The organism is Micromonospora sediminimaris, from assembly GCF_016863575.1.
Taxonomy (GTDB): Bacteria; Actinomycetota; Actinomycetes; order Mycobacteriales; family Micromonosporaceae; genus Micromonospora; species Micromonospora sediminimaris.
On sequence record NZ_BOPD01000017.1, the window covers coordinates 83508 to 100084 of the forward strand.

Annotated in this window: 18 protein-coding genes and 2 pseudogenes; 5 read left to right on the forward strand and 15 right to left on the reverse strand. The window is 71.6% G+C overall.

Annotated elements, in window-relative coordinates; all coding sequences use genetic code 11:
• Positions 1 to 26 precede the first annotated feature (26 nt).
• The 3 genes and pseudogenes from tsf to Vse01_RS15035 form a co-directional block, all read right to left on the reverse strand.
• A complete protein-coding gene (tsf, locus tag Vse01_RS15025) occupies positions 27 to 854 on the reverse strand; it encodes a translation elongation factor Ts (protein WP_093401682.1) in 828 nt (275 codons plus the stop codon).
• A 133-nt stretch (positions 855 to 987) separates the two neighbouring features.
• A complete protein-coding gene (gene rpsB, locus Vse01_RS15030; protein WP_093401683.1) occupies positions 988 to 1875 on the reverse strand; it encodes a 30S ribosomal protein S2 in 888 nt (295 codons plus the stop codon).
• A 227-nt stretch (positions 1876 to 2102) separates the two neighbouring features.
• Positions 2103 to 3072: pseudogene (locus Vse01_RS15035) on the reverse strand (hypothetical protein).
• Positions 3073 to 3214: 142 nt separating this feature from the next.
• Here Vse01_RS15035 and Vse01_RS15040 point away from each other — a divergent pair.
• The 5 genes from Vse01_RS15040 (at position 3215) to Vse01_RS15060 (ending at position 8803) form a co-directional block, all read left to right on the forward strand.
• Positions 3215 to 3577: a YraN family protein gene (locus tag Vse01_RS15040; RefSeq protein WP_093401684.1), complete on the forward strand. Its 363-nt coding sequence runs from the start codon at positions 3215 to 3217 to the stop codon at positions 3575 to 3577.
• A 76-nt stretch (positions 3578 to 3653) separates the two neighbouring features.
• Complete coding sequence (locus Vse01_RS15045; RefSeq protein WP_093401685.1) at positions 3654 to 5171, forward strand: YifB family Mg chelatase-like AAA ATPase; 1518 nt, start codon at positions 3654 to 3656, stop codon at positions 5169 to 5171.
• Positions 5168 to 6406 (forward strand): DNA-processing protein DprA, encoded by a 1239-nt coding sequence (locus Vse01_RS15050; protein WP_093401686.1) that lies wholly within the window; start codon positions 5168 to 5170, stop codon positions 6404 to 6406. Before Vse01_RS15045 ends, Vse01_RS15050 begins: the two co-directional genes overlap by 4 nt.
• Positions 6407 to 6517: 111 nt before the next feature.
• Positions 6518 to 7549, forward strand: a complete 1032-nt coding sequence (locus Vse01_RS15055; RefSeq protein ID WP_093402028.1) for a tyrosine recombinase XerC — start codon at positions 6518 to 6520, stop codon at positions 7547 to 7549.
• Positions 7550 to 7621: 72 nt separating this feature from the next.
• Complete coding sequence (locus Vse01_RS15060) at positions 7622 to 8803, forward strand: aminotransferase class V-fold PLP-dependent enzyme (protein ID WP_093401687.1); 1182 nt, start codon at positions 7622 to 7624, stop codon at positions 8801 to 8803.
• Here the strand turns inward: Vse01_RS15060 and Vse01_RS15065 are convergent.
• The 12 genes and pseudogenes from Vse01_RS15065 to Vse01_RS15120 form a co-directional block, all read right to left on the reverse strand.
• A complete protein-coding gene (locus Vse01_RS15065) occupies positions 8691 to 9389 on the reverse strand; it encodes a peptidoglycan DD-metalloendopeptidase family protein (protein WP_093401688.1) in 699 nt (232 codons plus the stop codon). The two genes, Vse01_RS15060 and Vse01_RS15065, sit on opposite strands and share 113 nt — an antisense overlap.
• Positions 9390 to 9603: 214 nt before the next feature.
• Positions 9604 to 9927 (reverse strand): DUF2469 domain-containing protein, encoded by a 324-nt coding sequence (locus tag Vse01_RS15070; protein ID WP_007075222.1) that lies wholly within the window; start codon positions 9925 to 9927, stop codon positions 9604 to 9606.
• Positions 9924 to 10736, reverse strand: a complete 813-nt coding sequence (locus Vse01_RS15075; RefSeq protein WP_093401689.1) for a ribonuclease HII — start codon at positions 10734 to 10736, stop codon at positions 9924 to 9926. The genes Vse01_RS15070 and Vse01_RS15075 overlap by 4 nt, the downstream gene beginning before the upstream one ends.
• Positions 10730 to 11218, reverse strand: a complete 489-nt coding sequence (locus Vse01_RS15080; protein ID WP_093402029.1) for an NUDIX hydrolase — start codon at positions 11216 to 11218, stop codon at positions 10730 to 10732. Before Vse01_RS15080 ends, Vse01_RS15075 begins: the two co-directional genes overlap by 7 nt.
• A gap of 90 nt (positions 11219 to 11308) precedes the next feature.
• Positions 11309 to 11944: a signal peptidase I gene (gene lepB / locus Vse01_RS15085; RefSeq protein ID WP_093401690.1), complete on the reverse strand. Its 636-nt coding sequence runs from the start codon at positions 11942 to 11944 to the stop codon at positions 11309 to 11311.
• A gap of 9 nt (positions 11945 to 11953) precedes the next feature.
• Positions 11954 to 12822 (reverse strand): annotated as a pseudogene (gene lepB, locus Vse01_RS15090) (signal peptidase I).
• 185 nt (positions 12823 to 13007) lie between these two features.
• Positions 13008 to 13364 (reverse strand): 50S ribosomal protein L19, encoded by a 357-nt coding sequence (gene rplS / locus Vse01_RS15095; protein ID WP_093401691.1) that lies wholly within the window; start codon positions 13362 to 13364, stop codon positions 13008 to 13010.
• A 145-nt stretch (positions 13365 to 13509) separates the two neighbouring features.
• Entirely contained in the window at positions 13510 to 14283 is a 774-nt protein-coding gene (gene trmD / locus Vse01_RS15100; RefSeq protein WP_093401692.1) for a tRNA (guanosine(37)-N1)-methyltransferase TrmD, read from the reverse strand.
• A 15-nt stretch (positions 14284 to 14298) separates the two neighbouring features.
• Positions 14299 to 14853, reverse strand: coding sequence for a ribosome maturation factor RimM (gene rimM, locus Vse01_RS15105; RefSeq protein ID WP_170863307.1), 555 nt, complete (start codon positions 14851 to 14853; stop codon positions 14299 to 14301).
• A 2-nt stretch (positions 14854 to 14855) separates the two neighbouring features.
• On the reverse strand, positions 14856 to 15089 hold the full coding sequence (locus Vse01_RS15110) for an RNA-binding protein (protein WP_013732101.1): 234 nt from the start codon (positions 15087 to 15089) through the stop codon (positions 14856 to 14858).
• Position 15090: 1 nt separating this feature from the next.
• The gene (rpsP, locus tag Vse01_RS15115; protein ID WP_093401694.1) at positions 15091 to 15552 is read right to left on the reverse strand and encodes a 30S ribosomal protein S16; all 462 of its coding nucleotides are present in this window, start codon (positions 15550 to 15552) and stop codon (positions 15091 to 15093) included.
• Between the two features lie 249 nt (positions 15553 to 15801).
• Complete coding sequence (locus Vse01_RS15120; RefSeq protein WP_093401695.1) at positions 15802 to 16449, reverse strand: ribonuclease FAU-1 family protein; 648 nt, start codon at positions 16447 to 16449, stop codon at positions 15802 to 15804.
• Between the last annotated feature and the right edge of the window lie 128 nt (positions 16450 to 16577).

Consider the following 16577-nt stretch of genomic DNA (forward strand, 5'->3'; position numbering starts at 1 on the left):
ACGGGCGCGGTGCGCCCCGAGCCGGCTCAGGCCTGGCCGACCTCGAACCGCACGAAGCCGGTGACCTCGATGCCGGCCTCGGCCAGCACCTGCTTCACCGTCTTCTTGTTGTCGGTCACCGAGGACTGCTCCAGCAGGACGAAGTCCTTGAAGAAGGAGTTGACCCGGCCCTCGACGATCTTCGGCAGCGCGGCCTCGGGCTTGTTCTCCTCGCGGGCGGTCTGCTCGGCGATACGCCGCTCGGACTCGACGACCTCGGCCGGCACCTCGTCACGGGTGAGGTACTGCGGCCGCATCGCGGCGATCTGCATCGCCGCGCCACGCGCGTCGGCGTCGCCCGCCTCGTCGGCCTTGCCGGTGTACTGCACCAGCACGCCCACCGCCGGCGGCAGGTCCTGCGCCTTACGGTGCAGGTAGACCGCGACCGTGCCGTCGAGCTTGGCGAAACGGTTGAGCACCAGCTTCTCGCCGATCTTGGCGGACTGCTCCTGCACCAGGTCGGCGACGGTACGGCCGTCGATCTCGGTGGCGAGCAGCTGCTCGGCGTTGCTGACACCGGCGCGCTCGCCGTGCTCGACCAGCTGCTGCGCCAGCGCGATGAAGCTGTCGTTCTTGGCGACGAAGTCGGTCTCGCAGTTGAGTTCGAGCAGCGCCTTGCCGGAGTGCGCGACCAGACCGTTCGCGGCGGTCCGGCCGGCCCGCTTGCCGACGTCCTTGGCGCCCTTGACGCGCAGGATCTCGACGGCCTTGTCGAAGTCGCCCTCGGCCTCGGTCAGGGCCTTCTTGCTGTCCATCATGCCGGCGCCGGTCAGGTCGCGGAGCTTCTTGACGTCCGCGGCGGTGATCTGGGACATGGCTCTCTCTTCGGTGTTGAGACTGCGTGGAATGGTCTGAGGTGACGATTACCCGGTTCCGAGAGGTTCGTGCCCGGTCTACCCGCCGCCGGTCACCGTCGGTGGAACGGACGGTGACCGGACGGCGGTACGGTCACTGGCCGGAGACGGCGGCCGGCTGCTCGGCCGCGGGCTGCTCGGCGGCGGGCTGCTCGGCGGCCGGCTGCTCAGCGGCCGGCTGCTGCTCGTCGGCCTTCTTCGGCTCCTCGAGCAGCTCGCGCTCCCACTCGGCGAGCGGCTCGTCGGTGGCGACACCCGCCTCCGGCTTCTCGTCGCCGCCCCGGCGACGACCGGAGCGGGCGATCAGGCCATCGGCCACGGCGGCGGCGACGACCTTGGTCAGCAGCTCGGCCGAGCGGATCGCGTCGTCGTTACCCGGAATCGGGAAGTCGACCTCGTCCGGGTCGCAGTTGGTGTCGAGCACGGCGATCACCGGGATGCCCAGCTTGCGGGCCTCGTCGACGGCGATGTGCTCCTTCTTGGTGTCGACCACCCAGACCGCGGCCGGGAGCTTCTGCATGTCCCGCAGACCGCCCAGGGTGCGGGTCAGCTTGATCTTCTCGCGGGAGAGCTGCAGGGTCTCCTTCTTGGTGTAGCCGGCGGCGGTGCCGCTGAGGTCGCCGAGGGCCTCCAGCTCCTTCATCCGCTGCAGCCGCTTGTACACCGTCTGGAAGTTGGTCAGCATCCCGCCGAGCCAGCGGTGGTTGACGTACGGCTGGCCGACGCGGGTCGCCTGCTCGGCGATCGCCTCCTGCGCCTGCTTCTTCGTGCCGACGAAGAGGATGCTGCCGCCCTCGGCCACCGTGTTGCGCACGAAGTCGTACGCCTTCTCGATGTAGTCGAGGGTCTGGCGCAGGTCGATGATGTAGATGCCGTTACGCTCGGTGAAGATGAAGCGCTTCATCTTCGGGTTCCAGCGCCGGGTCTGGTGCCCGAAGTGAACACCACTTTCCAGCAGCTGACGCATGGTCACGACGGCCATGATTCGTACTCCTAGCGGTCCCTGGTTGTCTCGCCCGGCCGGCGGCCGGGCGTCCTGGTGCCCGGTCGTCGACCATGGTGGGCCCGACCGGGTCGGGACCAGGGAGGCCGCCGCCGCACGACGATTCGTGAGGAGGGCACGCGAGGTCGACCGCACGAGGCGGTCGCCGGTTGACCAGTGTACGCGCCCTCCCGACCGTGCCACGCCCGGGTGCGGCGAGACTCCGCTCAACCGGCGGCGATCGCGGCAACCAGGAAGAGCGCCAGCCCGACCGTCAGGTACGCGGTCGGCGGTCGCAACCATCCGCGCGCACCGTCACTCAGCGACAACCCGGTCGTCCGTAGCCCGTAGAGACCGGCCGCGAAGATCGGCAACCCGCAGACCAGGAAGGTGCCCGCCAACACGTCCCCGGCAGCAACCGGGTCGGCGGTCGCGCCGTGCAGCAGTACCCGCAGCGCAGGCAGCTCGAAGATCACGACCAGCACGGCGAAGAGCACCGCGAGCACCGGACGCCGCGTCCGGTATACGCCGTCCCCGGCCGGCACCCCTGGCTGGACGCCGCCCGTCGGGTGGCCGGGGGCCGGGTGGCCCGTCATCGGGTGACCGGGGGCCGGGTGACCGGCCGTCTGGTGACCGGTCACGGCGTCGGCGGAGCCGGGCGGGGCCTCACCCACCGGCGGTTCCGTCCGGGGTGCCACCGACGGCACCGGCCCGGTCGGCTGCTCCAACGGGTTGGTCACCTCGGACCCGCGTTTGGCCTCGACGATCGGGTATCCGGCCAGCGCGGCGCGGGTCGGATCGGTCGACACCGGCGCCCCGCCGCTGGTGGGGCCCACCTCGCGGGCCGCGCGCCAGCCGGAGCGATCGACCGGCAACTCGCCGGAGACGTCCGGTTCGGCCGGTTCCGCCCGGCGGGAACGCGACGCCCGGTAGCGCTCGGTCTCCGCCGCGACATCCCCGAGCGGATCTGTCAGGGCACCGCGTCGCGGAGAGCCGTACCGGTCGTCATCGTCGCCGCGTTGCTCGGGCACCGCACGCGGCTCGTCGCCGGGGTAGTACCCCTCTCCCACCGGACGCCACTGCGGGTCGGCGTAGCCACCCTCACGATCGCCCGGATACCAGCGCGACTCCTGGTCGTCGAAACTGCGTCGTCCGTCCACGCCCGGCACCGTATGCGACCGGCGGTTCGCGCGCCATCCGACCCCGCACCTGACCAGCGACAAAGGCCGCTATAGCACATCTAGGACATGATCGTCCGTTCGTCCACAACACCCTCGGCTGTCCACAGGCCAGCAGGGCGGGGGCGCCGCGAGATCCCGTACGGGAGCAGGGTGCGCTCATGACCAAGCGGAACCAGGCGATCGGCGAGTACGGGGAACGCTGCGCCGTACGTCACCTGATCGAAGCGGGACTGCGCCCGGTTGCCCGCAACTGGCGCTGCCGCGCCGGAGAGATCGACATCATCGCCTGGGATGGGCCGGTGCTCGCCTTCTGCGAGGTGAAGACCCGGCGCACCGCGACCTTCGGCAGCCCTGCCGAGGCGGTGGTGCCCCGCAAGGCCCGCCGGCTACGGGGGCTCGCCGCCGCCTGGCTCGCCGCCACCGGCACCACCGCAGACGAGGTCCGTTTCGACGTCATCTCGGTGCTGCTGCCCCGCATCGGCCGGGCACACGTCGAGCACGTCAAGGACGCCTTCCAATGAGGGAGCGCAGCGAGCGAATCATCCGGCTCAGCGCGTTGGAGCCTCATCGGGACGCCGAGCGAAGCGAGGTGGTCCGATGAGCTACGCCCGGGTGCTCTGCGTCGGTCTGGTCGGGGTGACCGGGCAGTTGGTGGAGGTGGAGGTGGATCTCGCCGCCGGCCTGCCGGGGGTGGTGATCTCCGGGCTACCCGACACCGCCCTGCACGAGGCGCGCGACCGGGTTCGGGCCGCTGTGGTCAACTCCGGCCAGCGGTGGCCGAACCGCCGGATCACTCTCAACCTGCTGCCGGCCACCCTGCCCAAATTCGGTTCGGCCTTCGACCTGGCGATCGCGGTGGCGCTGCTCGGGGGCTCCGGCGAGCTTCCCCTGTTGCCGCTGGACGGTGTGGCGGTCCTCGGCGAGTTGGGCTTGGACGGCACCGTACGGCCGGTCCGGGGCGTACTGCCGATGGTCGCCGCGGCGGCGAAGGCCGGCGTACAACGGGTGATCGTCCCGGCCGGCAACACCGCCGAGGCGGCGGTCGTCCCCGGGCTGCTGGTACGCGGCGTGGACACCCTGCACCGGCTGGTCGCCTTCGTCCGCGACGGCACGCCGCTGATCGAGCCGCCGGTCGACGCTCCGCCGCCGTCCGCACCCGGTCCCGACCTGGCCGAGGTCGCCGGGCAGGGTCTGGGCCGCCGCGCTCTGGAGGTCGCCGCCGCAGGTGGCCACCACCTGGCACTGATCGGGCCTCCGGGAGCGGGCAAGACGATGCTCGCCGAGCGGCTGCCGTCGATCCTGCCGGAACTGGACGACGAGGCTGCGCTGGAGGTCACCGCTGTGCATTCGATCGCCGGTCTGTTGCCGGCAGGTGGCAGGTTGATCCGGCGCCCACCGTTCCAGGCACCTCATCACACCGCGACCGTCCCCTCGATCGTCGGGGGCGGGTCAGGGCTCGCCCGGCCCGGTGCGATCTCGCTCGCCCACCGCGGGGTGCTGCTCATGGACGAGGCGCCCGAGTTCAGCAAGGCGGCGCTGGAGGCGCTACGTCAGCCGTTGGAGCACGGCCGGGTGCTGCTGGCCCGCAGCCGGGGCAGCGCCGAGTACCCGGCCCGCGCCCAACTGGTCATCGCGGCCAACCCCTGCCCGTGTGCGAACCCGGCCGGCGACGACCGATGCGAATGTCCCCCGCTGGCCCGCCGTCGTTACCTCGGCCGGCTCTCCGGTCCGCTGCTCGACCGGATCGATCTCCAGGTGCGGCTACCACCGATGCGCGCCGCCGAGCTGATGGAGACGACCAGTCACGAGTCATCAGCGGTGGTCGCCCGGCGGGTGGCTGCGGCACGGGCGGCGGCGGCCGAGCGCTGGGCACCGCTGGGTCGACGGCTCAACGCCGAGATACCCGGTCCGGAGCTGCGTCGAGCGCCGTGGCGACTGCCCGGTCGGGTCACCGTCGAGCTGCGGTCCCGGCTCGACTCCGGGTCGCTCTCCGCCCGCGGCTTCGACCGGGTCGTCCGACTCGCCTGGACGATCGCCGACCTGGACGGGCGGGCACGGCCGGACGCGGGGGACGTCGGTGAGGCCATCGCACTCAGGACGGGAGAGGGCATATGAGCACCCAGGAGGAGTTGGCCCTGGCGCGGGTGGCGTTGACCTGGCTGGCCGAGCCGGGTACGCGGTCGGTGCACGGGCTGGTCGACGAGTTCGGGCCGGTGGGCGCGCTGGATCTGCTGCTGGACGGCGGAGCACCGCAGCAGGCGCTACGCGAGTCCGTGGCGGCGCGCAGCCGTGCAGGTGATGCCAGGGTGGTCGCCGCCGAGGCGTTGCACCGCGCCGACCGGCTCGGTGTCCGGGTCGTCATCCCCGGCGACGACGAGTGGCCCGGGACGGTGGAGCAGCTGCGCACGCTTTGCCTGACCGACGCCCGTCGCCGGGTGGACGTCGAGACCGCGCCGCCGCTCTGCTTCTGGGTACGCGGCTCGTGGCCGCTGGCCGAGGCACTGGACCGGTCCGTGGCGGTGGTGGGTTCCCGAGCCGCCACGGCGTACGGCACCCACATCGCCACGGATCTGGGCTACGGCCTGGCCGACCGGGACTGGACCGTCGTTTCCGGCGGCGCGTTCGGCATCGACGCCGCCGCGCACCGTGGGGCGCTGCACGCCGGCGGTCTCACCGTCGCGGTGCTCGCCTGCGGTGTGGACCGCGCCTATCCGATGGGCAACGCGGCGCTGTTCGACCGGATCGCCGACACCGGCCTGCTGGTCAGCGAGTGGCCGCCGGGTGCGGAGCCGCTGCGCCCCCGCTTCCTCATCCGCAACCGGGTGATCGCGGCGGGCACCCGGGGCACCGTGCTGGTCGAGGCGGCGGCCCGCAGTGGCGCGACGCAGACCACCCGGCGGGCCATCGCCCTGGGTCGGCGGGCGATGGTGGTGCCGGGCCCGGTCACCTCGGCGATGTCGGTGGGCGCTCACGAGTTGCTTCGGGAGCACCCGGAGGCACGGCTGGTGACCGGCCTCGCCCACGTGCTGGAGGAGGTGGGTCGGATCGGCGAGCTGGCCCCGGTGCCGCGTGGGCCCGAACGCCCCACCGATCTGCTCGACGACGACGCCCGGTCGATCGTGGAGGCGATGCCACGACGCGGCCGTATCGGTGTGGACGCTCTCGCCGCGCGGGCTGGCCTTGCGGTCCGCACGGTGTTGCGCAAACTGCCGCTGTTGGAGGAGTTGGCCCTGGTGGTGCGCCGGGAAGACGGCTACGCCATGGTCACGCCCAGCCGGCGGTCCACCCGGCCCGGACCGGCCGCGTCACCGGGCGGTCCGATGGGCGGTGACGCCCCACTTCCTGCATGATCACGTCCGGTCGAACGCGCCGTCTGTTCGCCGTCCGAGCGTCCCGATCGTAGGGTGGTTCCCGTGGGCAGCATCGGCGGGCAGGGGCGGGCCGCCAGCAGCACCCGGGCGATGCACGACGCGCTGCCGGCGCCGCTGCGGGACGCGGTGGACGAGTTCGCTGGGCATCTGGCGTCGGTTCGCAACCGCTCGGCACACACCGTGCGGGCGTACGTCGCCGATCTGGTGTCGCTGTTGGATCATGCTGGACGGATGGGCTGCACCGAGGTGGCCGAGCTGAGCCTCGACGCGGTACGCAGCTGGCTGGCCCGGCAACGCACGACCGGCGCCGCCCGTACCTCGCTGGCTCGCAGGGCCGCTGCGGCCCGGACCTTCAGCGCCTGGGCTCACCGGGCCGGGCTGCTGGCCACCGACGTCGCCGCCACGCTGGCCAGTCCTCGACCGCGCCAGGCGCTACCCACGGTGCTTCGTCCCGAGCAGGCGGCCCTGCTCGTCGAGAAACCCGCCCGCGAGCCGGCCACACCGCCACCCGGCGGGCCGACATCCGACGGCCCGACACCCGGTGGGCCCGCTCCGGGCACCGGTCCGGCGACCGCCGAAGGCTCACCCGTGACAGGTGCGTCCGACACCACCGGGGCGGCGGTACGACTGCGCGACCGGATGCTGCTCGAACTGCTCTACGGCACCGGGGTACGGGTCAGCGAGGTGTGCGGGATCGACACGGCCGACGTCGACCAGCATCGGCGGGTCGTCCGGGTAGACGGTAAGGGCGGCCGGGAGCGGACGGTGCCGTACGGGCTGCCGGCGCAACGGGCCCTCGACGACTGGCTCCGGTACGGGCGGCCGGCGCTGGCGGTCCCCGATTCCGGTGATGCGCTGTTGCTCGGTGCCCGCGGTGGCCGACTGCATCCGACCACGGCCCGCCGGATCGTCGCCGGCTACGCCGAGGCGGCGGGCCTGCCCCGGACCAGCCCGCACGCGCTGCGCCACTCCGCCGCCACCCACCTGCTCGAAGGCGGGGCGGACCTCCGGGCGGTACAGGAACTGCTGGGACATTCCTCGCTGGCCAGTACCCAGATCTACACCCATGTCTCGGTGGAACGACTCCGGGCCGCCTACCGTCAGGCCCACCCGCGCGCGTGACACCCGCCGCGCACGAAGGACCGCCCGAGCGCGGCGGCCCACGTGAGGGCACCAGGCGACTATGATCATCGGGTGAGCGTCCCGCCGCCACCCGAGCCGATCACGGGCGCCCGTCTGCTCTTCTCGCTCGACCCGGCGGTCAGTCATCTCAACCACGGCTCGTTCGGGGCTGTCCCGATCGTGGCGCAGCGGGCCCAGCAACGGCTGCGTGACGAGATGGAGGCCGACCCGCTGCGCTTCTTCACGCAGGGCCTGGTCGACCGGATCGCGCACACTCGCCGGCATCTGGCCGGGTTCCTCGGCGCCGACCCCGACGGCACCGCCCTGACCACGAACGCCACCACCGGTGCCGCCGTGGTGCTTCAGTCCCTCGGCCTGCGGCCTGGTGACGAGGTGCTCACCACCGACCACGGCTACGGTGCCGTCGACCACTCCATCCGCCGGGAATGCCGCCGCACCGGGGCGACGCACCGGGTCCTGCGGGTGCCGCTGACCGCCACCGACGAAGAGGTGGTGCAGATCGTGCGGGACGGGTTGCGTCCGGGCCGCACCCGCCTGCTTGTGGTCGACCAGCTCACCTCGGCCACGGCCCGGCTGTTCCCGGTCGCCGCGATCGTCGGGGTCGCCGGGGAGCAGGGCGTGCCGGTGCTTGTCGACGCCGCGCACGCTCCGGGCATGCTGCCGGCATCGGTGAGCAGCATCGGCGCCGACTTCTGGGCGGGCAACCTGCACAAGTGGGGGTACGCCCCACGCGGCACCGCCGTACTCGTGGTGGCAGCCCGTTGGCGGGACCGGATCGAACCGCTGGTGGTCTCCTGGGAGCAGGACTCGGGGTTCCCGGCCCGCCTGGAGTGGCAGGCCACCTCGGACTACACGTCCTGGTTGAGCGCACCGGCGGGTCTCTACACGCTGCGCAGTCTCGGCGTCGACCGGGTACGCGCGCACAACGCCGGACTGGCCGCGTACGGGCAACGGGTGGTGGGGGATGCGCTCGGCGTGCCACCGGCCGACCTGCCCGACCCCGGCGGACCGACGGTGGCCATGCGGCTCATTCCGTTGCAGGCGGGCCTCGCCACGACCCTGGACGCTGCCCGGGCGTTGCAGACCCGGATCGCCGAGCGGCTCGCCACCCAGGTCGCGGTCACGACCTGGAACGGACGCGGCTGGCTGCGGCTGTGCGGCCAGGTCTACAACGCCCCCGAGGAGTACGAGCGACTGGCGGTCGGGTTGCCCGGTCTGCTCGCCCAGCGGTGAGCGGACGCACCCGGGCGACGACGGGGTCACCGACGGGCAGCAGTCGGACTCGACCGAGGCCGAGCAGAGCCAGCGGGTCGAGGTAGTCGTCTCCCTGGCGCAGTCCCCAGTGCAGGCACGCGGCGGCGGGACAACCGGCGTGGCCGGGCAGCAGCGTGCCCAAAGGCGCCCCGGTCGGCACGACCGTGCCCACCGGAACGGCGGGTTGGACCGGTTCGTAGGTGGTCCGTAGACCGTCGGCGTGGCCGACGGTGACCACCGGCCGGTTGACGACCATGCCGGCGAACAGGACCGTGCCGGCACCGGCCGCCCGGATCGTGGCGGCGGCCGGGGCGAGCAGGTCAACTCCCCGATGACCTGCCAGCCACGGCCGCGGCGGCGGGTCGAACCGGCGAACCGGCCGTGGTACGCCGTCGACCGGCCACCGGAACGGCCTGGTGTCGGCGATGCCCGGTGCGGCATCCGCCCGGGGCACGGCAGGCGAGAACGATCTCTCGCTCGGCACGGCCACGCCGCCCGCCGATCCGGACGGTGTCAGCAGCAGAAGCGTCGTGAGGCCACCAAGTATCGGCATCCGTGGTCGCATACCGTCGAGCCTGGCGGGGTCCTTCGACCTTCGCCGCCCCGGACGGTCCACTTGTGGATGACCAGACGACCTGTGGACAGTCCACGCACGAGCTGATGATCTGCTATGAGCGGCTGTCGGACACTGACCACCGGTAGGTGCACAGTGGACGGGGGACGGGACGATCGCGGCGGGTGGGGGTCCGCCGTCACCGCCCCTCAGGTGGTACGCGGGCTCAGCCGCCGAAGCCGGAGTCGGCGGGCAGGGAGATGTCCGGCTTCTCCAACTCCTCGACGTTCACGTCCTTGAACGTCATCACCCGAACATTCTTCACGAATCGCGCAGGGCGGTACATGTCCCAGACCCAGGCGTCGTGCATCTCGACCTCGAAGTAGACCTCGCCGTCGGAGTTGCGGACGTGCAGGTCCACCTGGTTGGCCAGGTAGAACCGGCGCTCCGTCTCCACCACGTAGGAGAACTGACGGACGATGTCGCGGTACTCCCGGTAGAGCTGGAGCTCCATCTCGGTCTCGTACTTCTCGAGATCTTCCGCGCTCATCGCACTCCGCCTTCCATGACCACATCTTCCCCCACCGGCGCCGGACGCCGAGGCTGCTCGCCCAACGCCACGCCGACGGTACCCCCTGCCGTGCCCGAGTGCTCCATCGGCTCTTCCCGGCTTGCGCCCAACGGTCGCCGGGAGCGGGGTGGCCGGTCGCCGAGCCCGGAGACGGCGGCCACGTTCACGTACGAGAAACGGTGCTCCGGGCACGGCCCGCGCTCGCGCAGCGCGGCGGTGTGCTCGGCGGTGATGTACCCCTTGTGCTCGGCGAACCCGTAGCCGGGATGCTCGGCGTCCAGATCGACCATGATCCTGTCCCGGGTGACCTTCGCCAGCACGCTCGCCGCCGCCACACACGCGGCCACCCGGTCGCCCTTCCACACCGCGAGCCCGGGCACGCCCAGGCCGTCGACGCCGAACCCGTCGGTCAGCACGTACTCCGGCCGGACCGCGAGCGAGGCCAACGACCGGCGCATCGCGGCCAGATTGCACACGTGCAGCCCCCGGGCGTCGACCTCGTCGGCCGGGATGACCACCACCGCGTACGCCAGGGCGCGCTCGACGACCTCGTCATGGATCCGTTCCCGGCTGGCCGGGGTCAGCAGCTTGGAATCGGCCAGCCCGTCGATCTCGCCCCGCCGACCCTCCGGCAACACCACGGCGGCGGCGACCAGCGGCCCCGCGCAGGCGCCGCGGCCGGCCTCGTCGGCACCGGCGACGTACCGGAAGCCGCGCCGTTGCAGGGCCCGCTCCAACGCGTAGAGCCCGGCCTCCCGGCGTACCACGGTGCGTGGTGGAGTCAGCATGCTTGTCCCTCGATGCCAGCCGTCGTGCCGGCCAGCGCGCGGCCGAGCACCTCTGCAAGGTCAAGTGGGTAGCAGCGCTCCGCGGTGCAACGCAACTCCTCCGCCGACCACCACCGGTGGCCGACGACGCTGCCCCGCTCCACCTCGCTGAACCCCGCCGTGTCGACCTCGTGCGCCGTCACCCGCACCAGGAAGAACTGCTGCTCCTGCCGGTACCAGACGCCACCGAAGGAGAACTCGGTGACGTCGGCGTGCACCGGCTGGCCGACGTCGGTCACGGTCAGCCGCAGCCCGGTCTCCTCGGCCAACTCGCGGACCGCGCCCTCGGCGTACGTCTCCCCCGGATCCAGTCCCCCACCGGGGGTGAACCACCACCGGCCGTGTTCCGGGCGGGCGGGATCGAAACCTCGGAACAGCAGCAACCGACCGTCCGCGTCGACAAGCAGGACGCGAGCGGCACACCTCGGGGTGTAGACGGTCACCGCACCAGACTGCCAGACTCCTGCGACGCCGCCCACGCCCCGGCGCAACCGGCGCTGCCCGTCGTCGACGGCGCAGCGGACCGGCCCTGGTCAGGACTCCGGAATGGCGTCGAACTCGTCCGGCACGGTCAGGATCCGGGCCCGGTCGAACGGCCAGAAGATGGTGAACGCCCGTCCCACCACGTCGTCCTCGGAAATGGTCGCCGACTGGATGTTCTGCCCCGACTGCTGGTAGTGCTCCAGCGAGTCCCCGGAGGCGGACCGGTGGTCACCCATGACCCAGAGCCGACCCTCGGGCACCTGCACGTCGAACTCCTGGTCCGCCGGCTTGTCCCGCTGACCGTCGACCGAGAAGATGTACGGCTCGTCCAGCGGTGTGCCGTTGATCAGTAGGCGGTCCTGGTCGTCGCAACAGACCACCCGGTCGCCGCCGACGCCGATCACCCGCTTGATGAAGTCCTCTCCCGCCGGATTGCCACTCCATTCCAGCGGCGCCTTGAAGACGATCACCTCGCCGCGATGCGGCGAACGGGTGTGGTAGACGAGCTTGTTGACCAGCACCCGATCGTCGATTTGGAGAGTGTTCTCCATGGACGGCGACGGGATGAAGAAGGTCTGCAGTACGAAGGCGCGTACCAGTACCGCGACCAGGATCGCCACCCCGAGGAGGATGGGCAGTTCCTTCCAGAAGGAGTGGCGCGGCTTGTCGGTCTGCTCGTCAATCACGGAAGGAGCCTACGTTGCCCGATCGAGCGCCACCGTCCGGAACGCGCGAGAACGGATAGTGTGGCCGCAATCGGGAGGAGCAGGACGACACCTCCGTCGGGGTCGGGGCGTACCGGGGCCGCCCCACCCGCCGTGGGGGGTGGAGCGACGGTGGCGAAGGTTTCGGGGATCGGCAGCGAATTCCACCGGTCGGACGGCCAGACCACCGCGAACGCCCGTCCGACCACGTTGTCGATCGGTACGGTGCCCTGGCACCGGGCGTCCAGCGAGACCTGCCGGTGGTCGCCGAGGACGAACATCTGACCGGGCGGGACGACGATCTCCTCGAACCGCCGGGAGCGGCACTCCTGTGGATTCGGCGGGACATCCAGTGGCGAGTCCCGCAGCACGTACGCCGACTCGTCCAGCGGAGTGCCGTTGACCAGCACCCGCCCCTGGTCGTCACAGCAGCTCACCCGGTCCCCGGGCAGCGCGATCACGCGCTTGATGAAGTCCTTCTCGCCCGGACGGCCGACGCCGATCAGATCACCGATGGTGCGGCCGAGCTTGTCGGCGAAGGTGGTGGGCGGCTGCGCGTCCACCTGCGGAACCCACTGGTCGGTGCCCCGGAAGACCACCACCTCGCCCCGCTGCGGGTTCCGGACGTTGTAGACGACCTTGTTGACCACCACCCGGTCACCGACGAGCAGGGTGTCTTCCATCGACCCGGAGGGGATGAAGAACGCCTGGAGGAGGAAGGTACGGATCAGCACCGCCAGGCAGAAGGCGACGATGAGCAGCAGCGGCAACTCCTGCCAGAGCGGCATCTGCCGTTTACTGCGTCGGGTGCGCCGACGCCACGGATCGGCCGCACCGCTGTCGTCAAGCGCCTGTACCACGCTCACTCCCCGGTCCGCAGAAACAACTACCGCCCGGGAACCTCGTCGAGGCTCCCCGGGCGGTAGTGGAGGTCACCCGCCACACAGGAGGCGGGTCACCGCCGCGCTGCGCCCGTACGACCAGGGTAGTGCGACCTGGGCGGTACAGCATATGCGCAGCTCGGGCGGCGTGGCGTAGCGCGACGTCAGCTCGGCTGCTTCTCGCGCAGCTCCTTGATCTTGGCCTTCTTGCCCCGCAGCTCACGCAGGTAGTAGAGCTTGGCCCGGCGGACGTCACCGCGAACCACGACCTCGATCCGGTCGATCGCCGGGCTGTTGATCGGGTACGTCCGCTCGACGCCGACGCCGAAGCTGAGCTTGCGGACGGTGAAGGTCTCGCGCAGCCCAGCGCCCTGGCGACGGATGACGACGCCCTGGAAGATCTGGACCCGGGACCGGGCTCCCTCAACCACCCGGGCGTGCACCTTGACGGTGTCACCGGCACGGAAGTCGGGCAGGTCGGTGCGCTTCGACTGGGCGTCAAGGGCGTCCAGGATGTTCATCGCTGCGTCCTCGTGAGGCTCACGGCGCACCGTCACTCGGCGCGCGGATGGGTGATACTGATCCCCGGGTGGTGGTCGGTGCGGACCGACCCCGGTCGGAGATCCTCGCAGCCGCCCACGGGCGCAGACGACTGCGGCAACCCCCCTACTTTGCCACATCCGGTCCGGGCACCTGAAATCCGGCCCGGTCCAACGCCGCCACGTCCCGTTTGTCCAGGCTCTGCGGATCCAGCCCGGTGAGCATGTCCGGCCGGCGGCGGCCGGTGCGGGCCAGCGCCTCATCGCGACGCCAACGGGCGATCCGGCCGTGGTCGCCGGAGCGGAGCACCTCCGGCACCGGCAGTCCGCGCCAGGTCGCCGGCTTCGTGTACATCGGCGCCTCCAGCAGCCCGTGCGCGTGGGATTCCTCGGCCAGCGAACCGGCGTTGCCGAGCACCCCCGGCAGCAGCCGGGCCACCGCCTCCAGGATCACCAGCACCGCCACCTCGCCGCCGAAGAGCACGTAGTCACCGAGGCTCACCTCGGTGACCGGCATCCGCGTCGCCGCGTGGTCGAGGACCCGCTGGTCGATGCCCTCGTACCGGCCGCAGGCGAACAGCAGGTGCGGCTCGTCGGCCAGCTCGTGGGCCATCGCATGGGTGAAGGGCACGCCGGCCGGCGACGGCACCAACAGCCGCGGCGGGGTCAGCTCCGCTGGCGCCAGGGCGTCCAACGCCTCGCCCCACGGCTCCGGCCGCATCACCATGCCGGGTCCGCCGCCGTACGGGGTGTCGTCGACGGTGCGATGCACGTCGTGGGTCCAACCCCGCAGATCGTGTACGGCCAGCCGCAGGGTGCCGTTGGCCCGCGCCTTACCGATCAGCGACAGGTCCAGCGGGGCGAAGTACTCCGGGAAGATCGACACGATGTCGACGCGCATCAGGGGCTCCGCCAGCTAGAGATCGAGCAGGCCGCCGGGTGGGTCCACCACGACTCGGCCACCGGCGAGATCGACCTCGGGGACGATCGCCTTGACGAAGGGGATCAACGCCGTGTGCCCCTCGGGGCGCCGCAGCACCAGCAGATCGGAGGCGGGGGCGTGGTCGATCCGGGCAACCTCACCCAGTCGCTCGCCGGTCGGCGTGACCACCGCCAGCCCGACCAACTGATGATCGTGGAACTCCTCCGGATCCTCGGGCGGGGCGACCTCAGCGCTGTCCACCGCGAGCAGGGTGCCCCGCAGCGCCTCGGCGACGTCGCGGTCCAGCACCCCTTCGAAGGCGACAAGCAGCCGCTCCTGGTGCCGACGCGCGGACTCGACTGTCAACGTGTCGGGCGTCCGGAACAGCACACCGGGAGCGTCCGGTGCGGGTTGGGCGGCTTTCACCCCCGGCACGGTGCTCAACACCATGCCGGGGGCGAAGCGCGTCTCGGGCTCGTCGGTACGCACCTCCACGGTGACCTCACCGCGGATCCCGTGCGGCTTACCGATCCTGCCGACGATGAGCAGCATCAGTACGAGTCGACGATGTCGACGCGTACGCCGCGCCCACCGATGGAGCCGATCACCTGGCGCAGCGCCTTGGCGGTCCGGCCGGACCGCCCGATCACGGTGCCCAGGTCCTCGGGATGCACCCGGACCTCCAGCCGCTTCCCTCGACGGGAATCGACCATCCGGACGCGGACGTCGTCGGGGTGGTCGACGATGCCCTTGACCAGGTGCTCCAGCGCCGGCCGCAGCGCCATGTCAGGCCTGCTCGCCGGAGTCCGCGGCGGGCTGCTCCTCGGCCTTCGGGGCCTCCTCGGCCTTCGGCGCCTCGGCGGCCTTGGCGGCCTTCTTCGCGGGCTTGGCGGGGGTGTCGGCCACGCCTGCGGCAGCCTTCGCCTCGGCCTCGTAGGCCGCCTTGCGGTCGGCCCGCTCGGCAGCGACCTTCAGCGGCGGCGGGGCGGGCAGGCCCTTGAACTTCTGCCAGTCACCGGTCAGCTCCAGCAGCCGCTGCACCGCCTCGCTGGGCTGGGCGCCGACGGAGAGCCAGTACTGGACCCGCTCCGACTTGACCTCGATGACCGAAGGGTCTTCCTTCGGCTGGTAGATGCCGACGAACTCGATCGCCCGGCCGTCGCGCTTGGTGCGTGAGTCGGCGATGACGATGCGGTACTGCGGGTTGCGGATCTTGCCCATCCGCAGGAGCCGGATCTTTACGGCCACGGTTGTTTCGCTCCTGTTGCGATCTCACCGACCCGGTACGGGTGGTGTGCACGGGTGAGCGCCAACCGGCACAGTGGGGTTGGGCCGGAGACTGCTCGGGTGGACTGACGACGTGCCCGGGTTAGAGGGCGCCGGACACGCGCCGGATACCAGCCAGCCATTCTGCCAGATCCCCACCGGAACGCTCACACCGCACCTGCCAGGGTCACCCGAGGCGGGGCTCACGTGACGAAGAACACATGAATCTGGTCAGCGCGCCGGCGGGCGATTCCAGCCTTCGGGCAGGCGATCGGGGGCCGTCCAGTGCGCCGGCGGGGTGAAGTCGCACCAGGTGCCGTCGAACGGGAAGACGCCCGCCTCGGCCAGCGCGATCACCCGTTTACCCTCGGCCCGCACCGCCGCCTCGTCGGTCACCCAGTAGTGCTCCGGGAAGGCCAGCCGCTCGACGAACTCGTCCTCGTCCTTCCACTCCCAGCTGCGGTCGGGACGGACCCACACGTCGAGGTCCTGGTCGACGATGTCCACGCCGGCCAGCCCGCCGTCGTCCCAGCGGACGCCCGATTCCTCCAGGTTGACGTACCAGCCGGCGAAGCGGCCCCGCACGTCGCGGAACCACCAGACGGAATGGGCCGCACCGGTCGGCAGGAACTTCAACAAGGGTGGACCGTTCCAGCGGCCCTGCGCCAGCCGGTAGGTCGGGGTCAACCACTCCCGGAAGGGCACCGCCCGCATGCCCAGCCCGGCCTCGTTGACCTCGCCGGCCACCGGCGTGCCCTCGGCCACCCAGAGCAGCAGCCCCCGCTCGTCGTCGCTGACCACCCGCGCCGGCCGGACCCAGCCGATCCGCCCCCGCCGCACGTTGCGGTGCACGACCAACCGCCCCGGCTCCAACCTCACGCCCCCGACCCTACCCTCGCCCTCCCGCCCCCTCCCCACCCGAACCGTTGATCATGAATTTGGCGGCAGCTCGCCAACCTCATGATCAACCGAAGCGGGCCGGAGGCGGGGCGACGGCGGGGCCGCGG

Coding starts and splice junctions, on each gene's coding strand:
- Vse01_RS15055 (WP_093402028.1), top strand. CDS start 6,518: ATGCACGACGCGCTGCCGGCGCCGCTGCGGGACGCGGTGGACGAGTTC.
- Vse01_RS15070 (WP_007075222.1), bottom strand. CDS start 9,927: ATGAGCGCGGAAGATCTCGAGAAGTACGAGACCGAGATGGAGCTCCAG.
- Vse01_RS15045 (WP_093401685.1), top strand. CDS start 3,654: ATGAGCTACGCCCGGGTGCTCTGCGTCGGTCTGGTCGGGGTGACCGGG.
- Vse01_RS15040 (WP_093401684.1), top strand. CDS start 3,215: ATGACCAAGCGGAACCAGGCGATCGGCGAGTACGGGGAACGCTGCGCC.
- Vse01_RS15110 (WP_013732101.1), bottom strand. CDS start 15,089: ATGGCGCTGCGGCCGGCGCTGGAGCACCTGGTCAAGGGCATCGTCGAC.
- rpsB (WP_093401683.1), bottom strand. CDS start 1,875: ATGGCCGTCGTGACCATGCGTCAGCTGCTGGAAAGTGGTGTTCACTTC.
- Vse01_RS15075 (WP_093401689.1), bottom strand. CDS start 10,736: ATGCTGACTCCACCACGCACCGTGGTACGCCGGGAGGCCGGGCTCTAC.
- Vse01_RS15065 (WP_093401688.1), bottom strand. CDS start 9,389: ATGCGACCACGGATGCCGATACTTGGTGGCCTCACGACGCTTCTGCTG.
- trmD (WP_093401692.1), bottom strand. CDS start 14,283: ATGCGCGTCGACATCGTGTCGATCTTCCCGGAGTACTTCGCCCCGCTG.
- tsf (WP_093401682.1), bottom strand. CDS start 854: ATGTCCCAGATCACCGCCGCGGACGTCAAGAAGCTCCGCGACCTGACC.
- rplS (WP_093401691.1), bottom strand. CDS start 13,364: ATGAACATCCTGGACGCCCTTGACGCCCAGTCGAAGCGCACCGACCTG.
- Vse01_RS15050 (WP_093401686.1), top strand. CDS start 5,168: ATGAGCACCCAGGAGGAGTTGGCCCTGGCGCGGGTGGCGTTGACCTGG.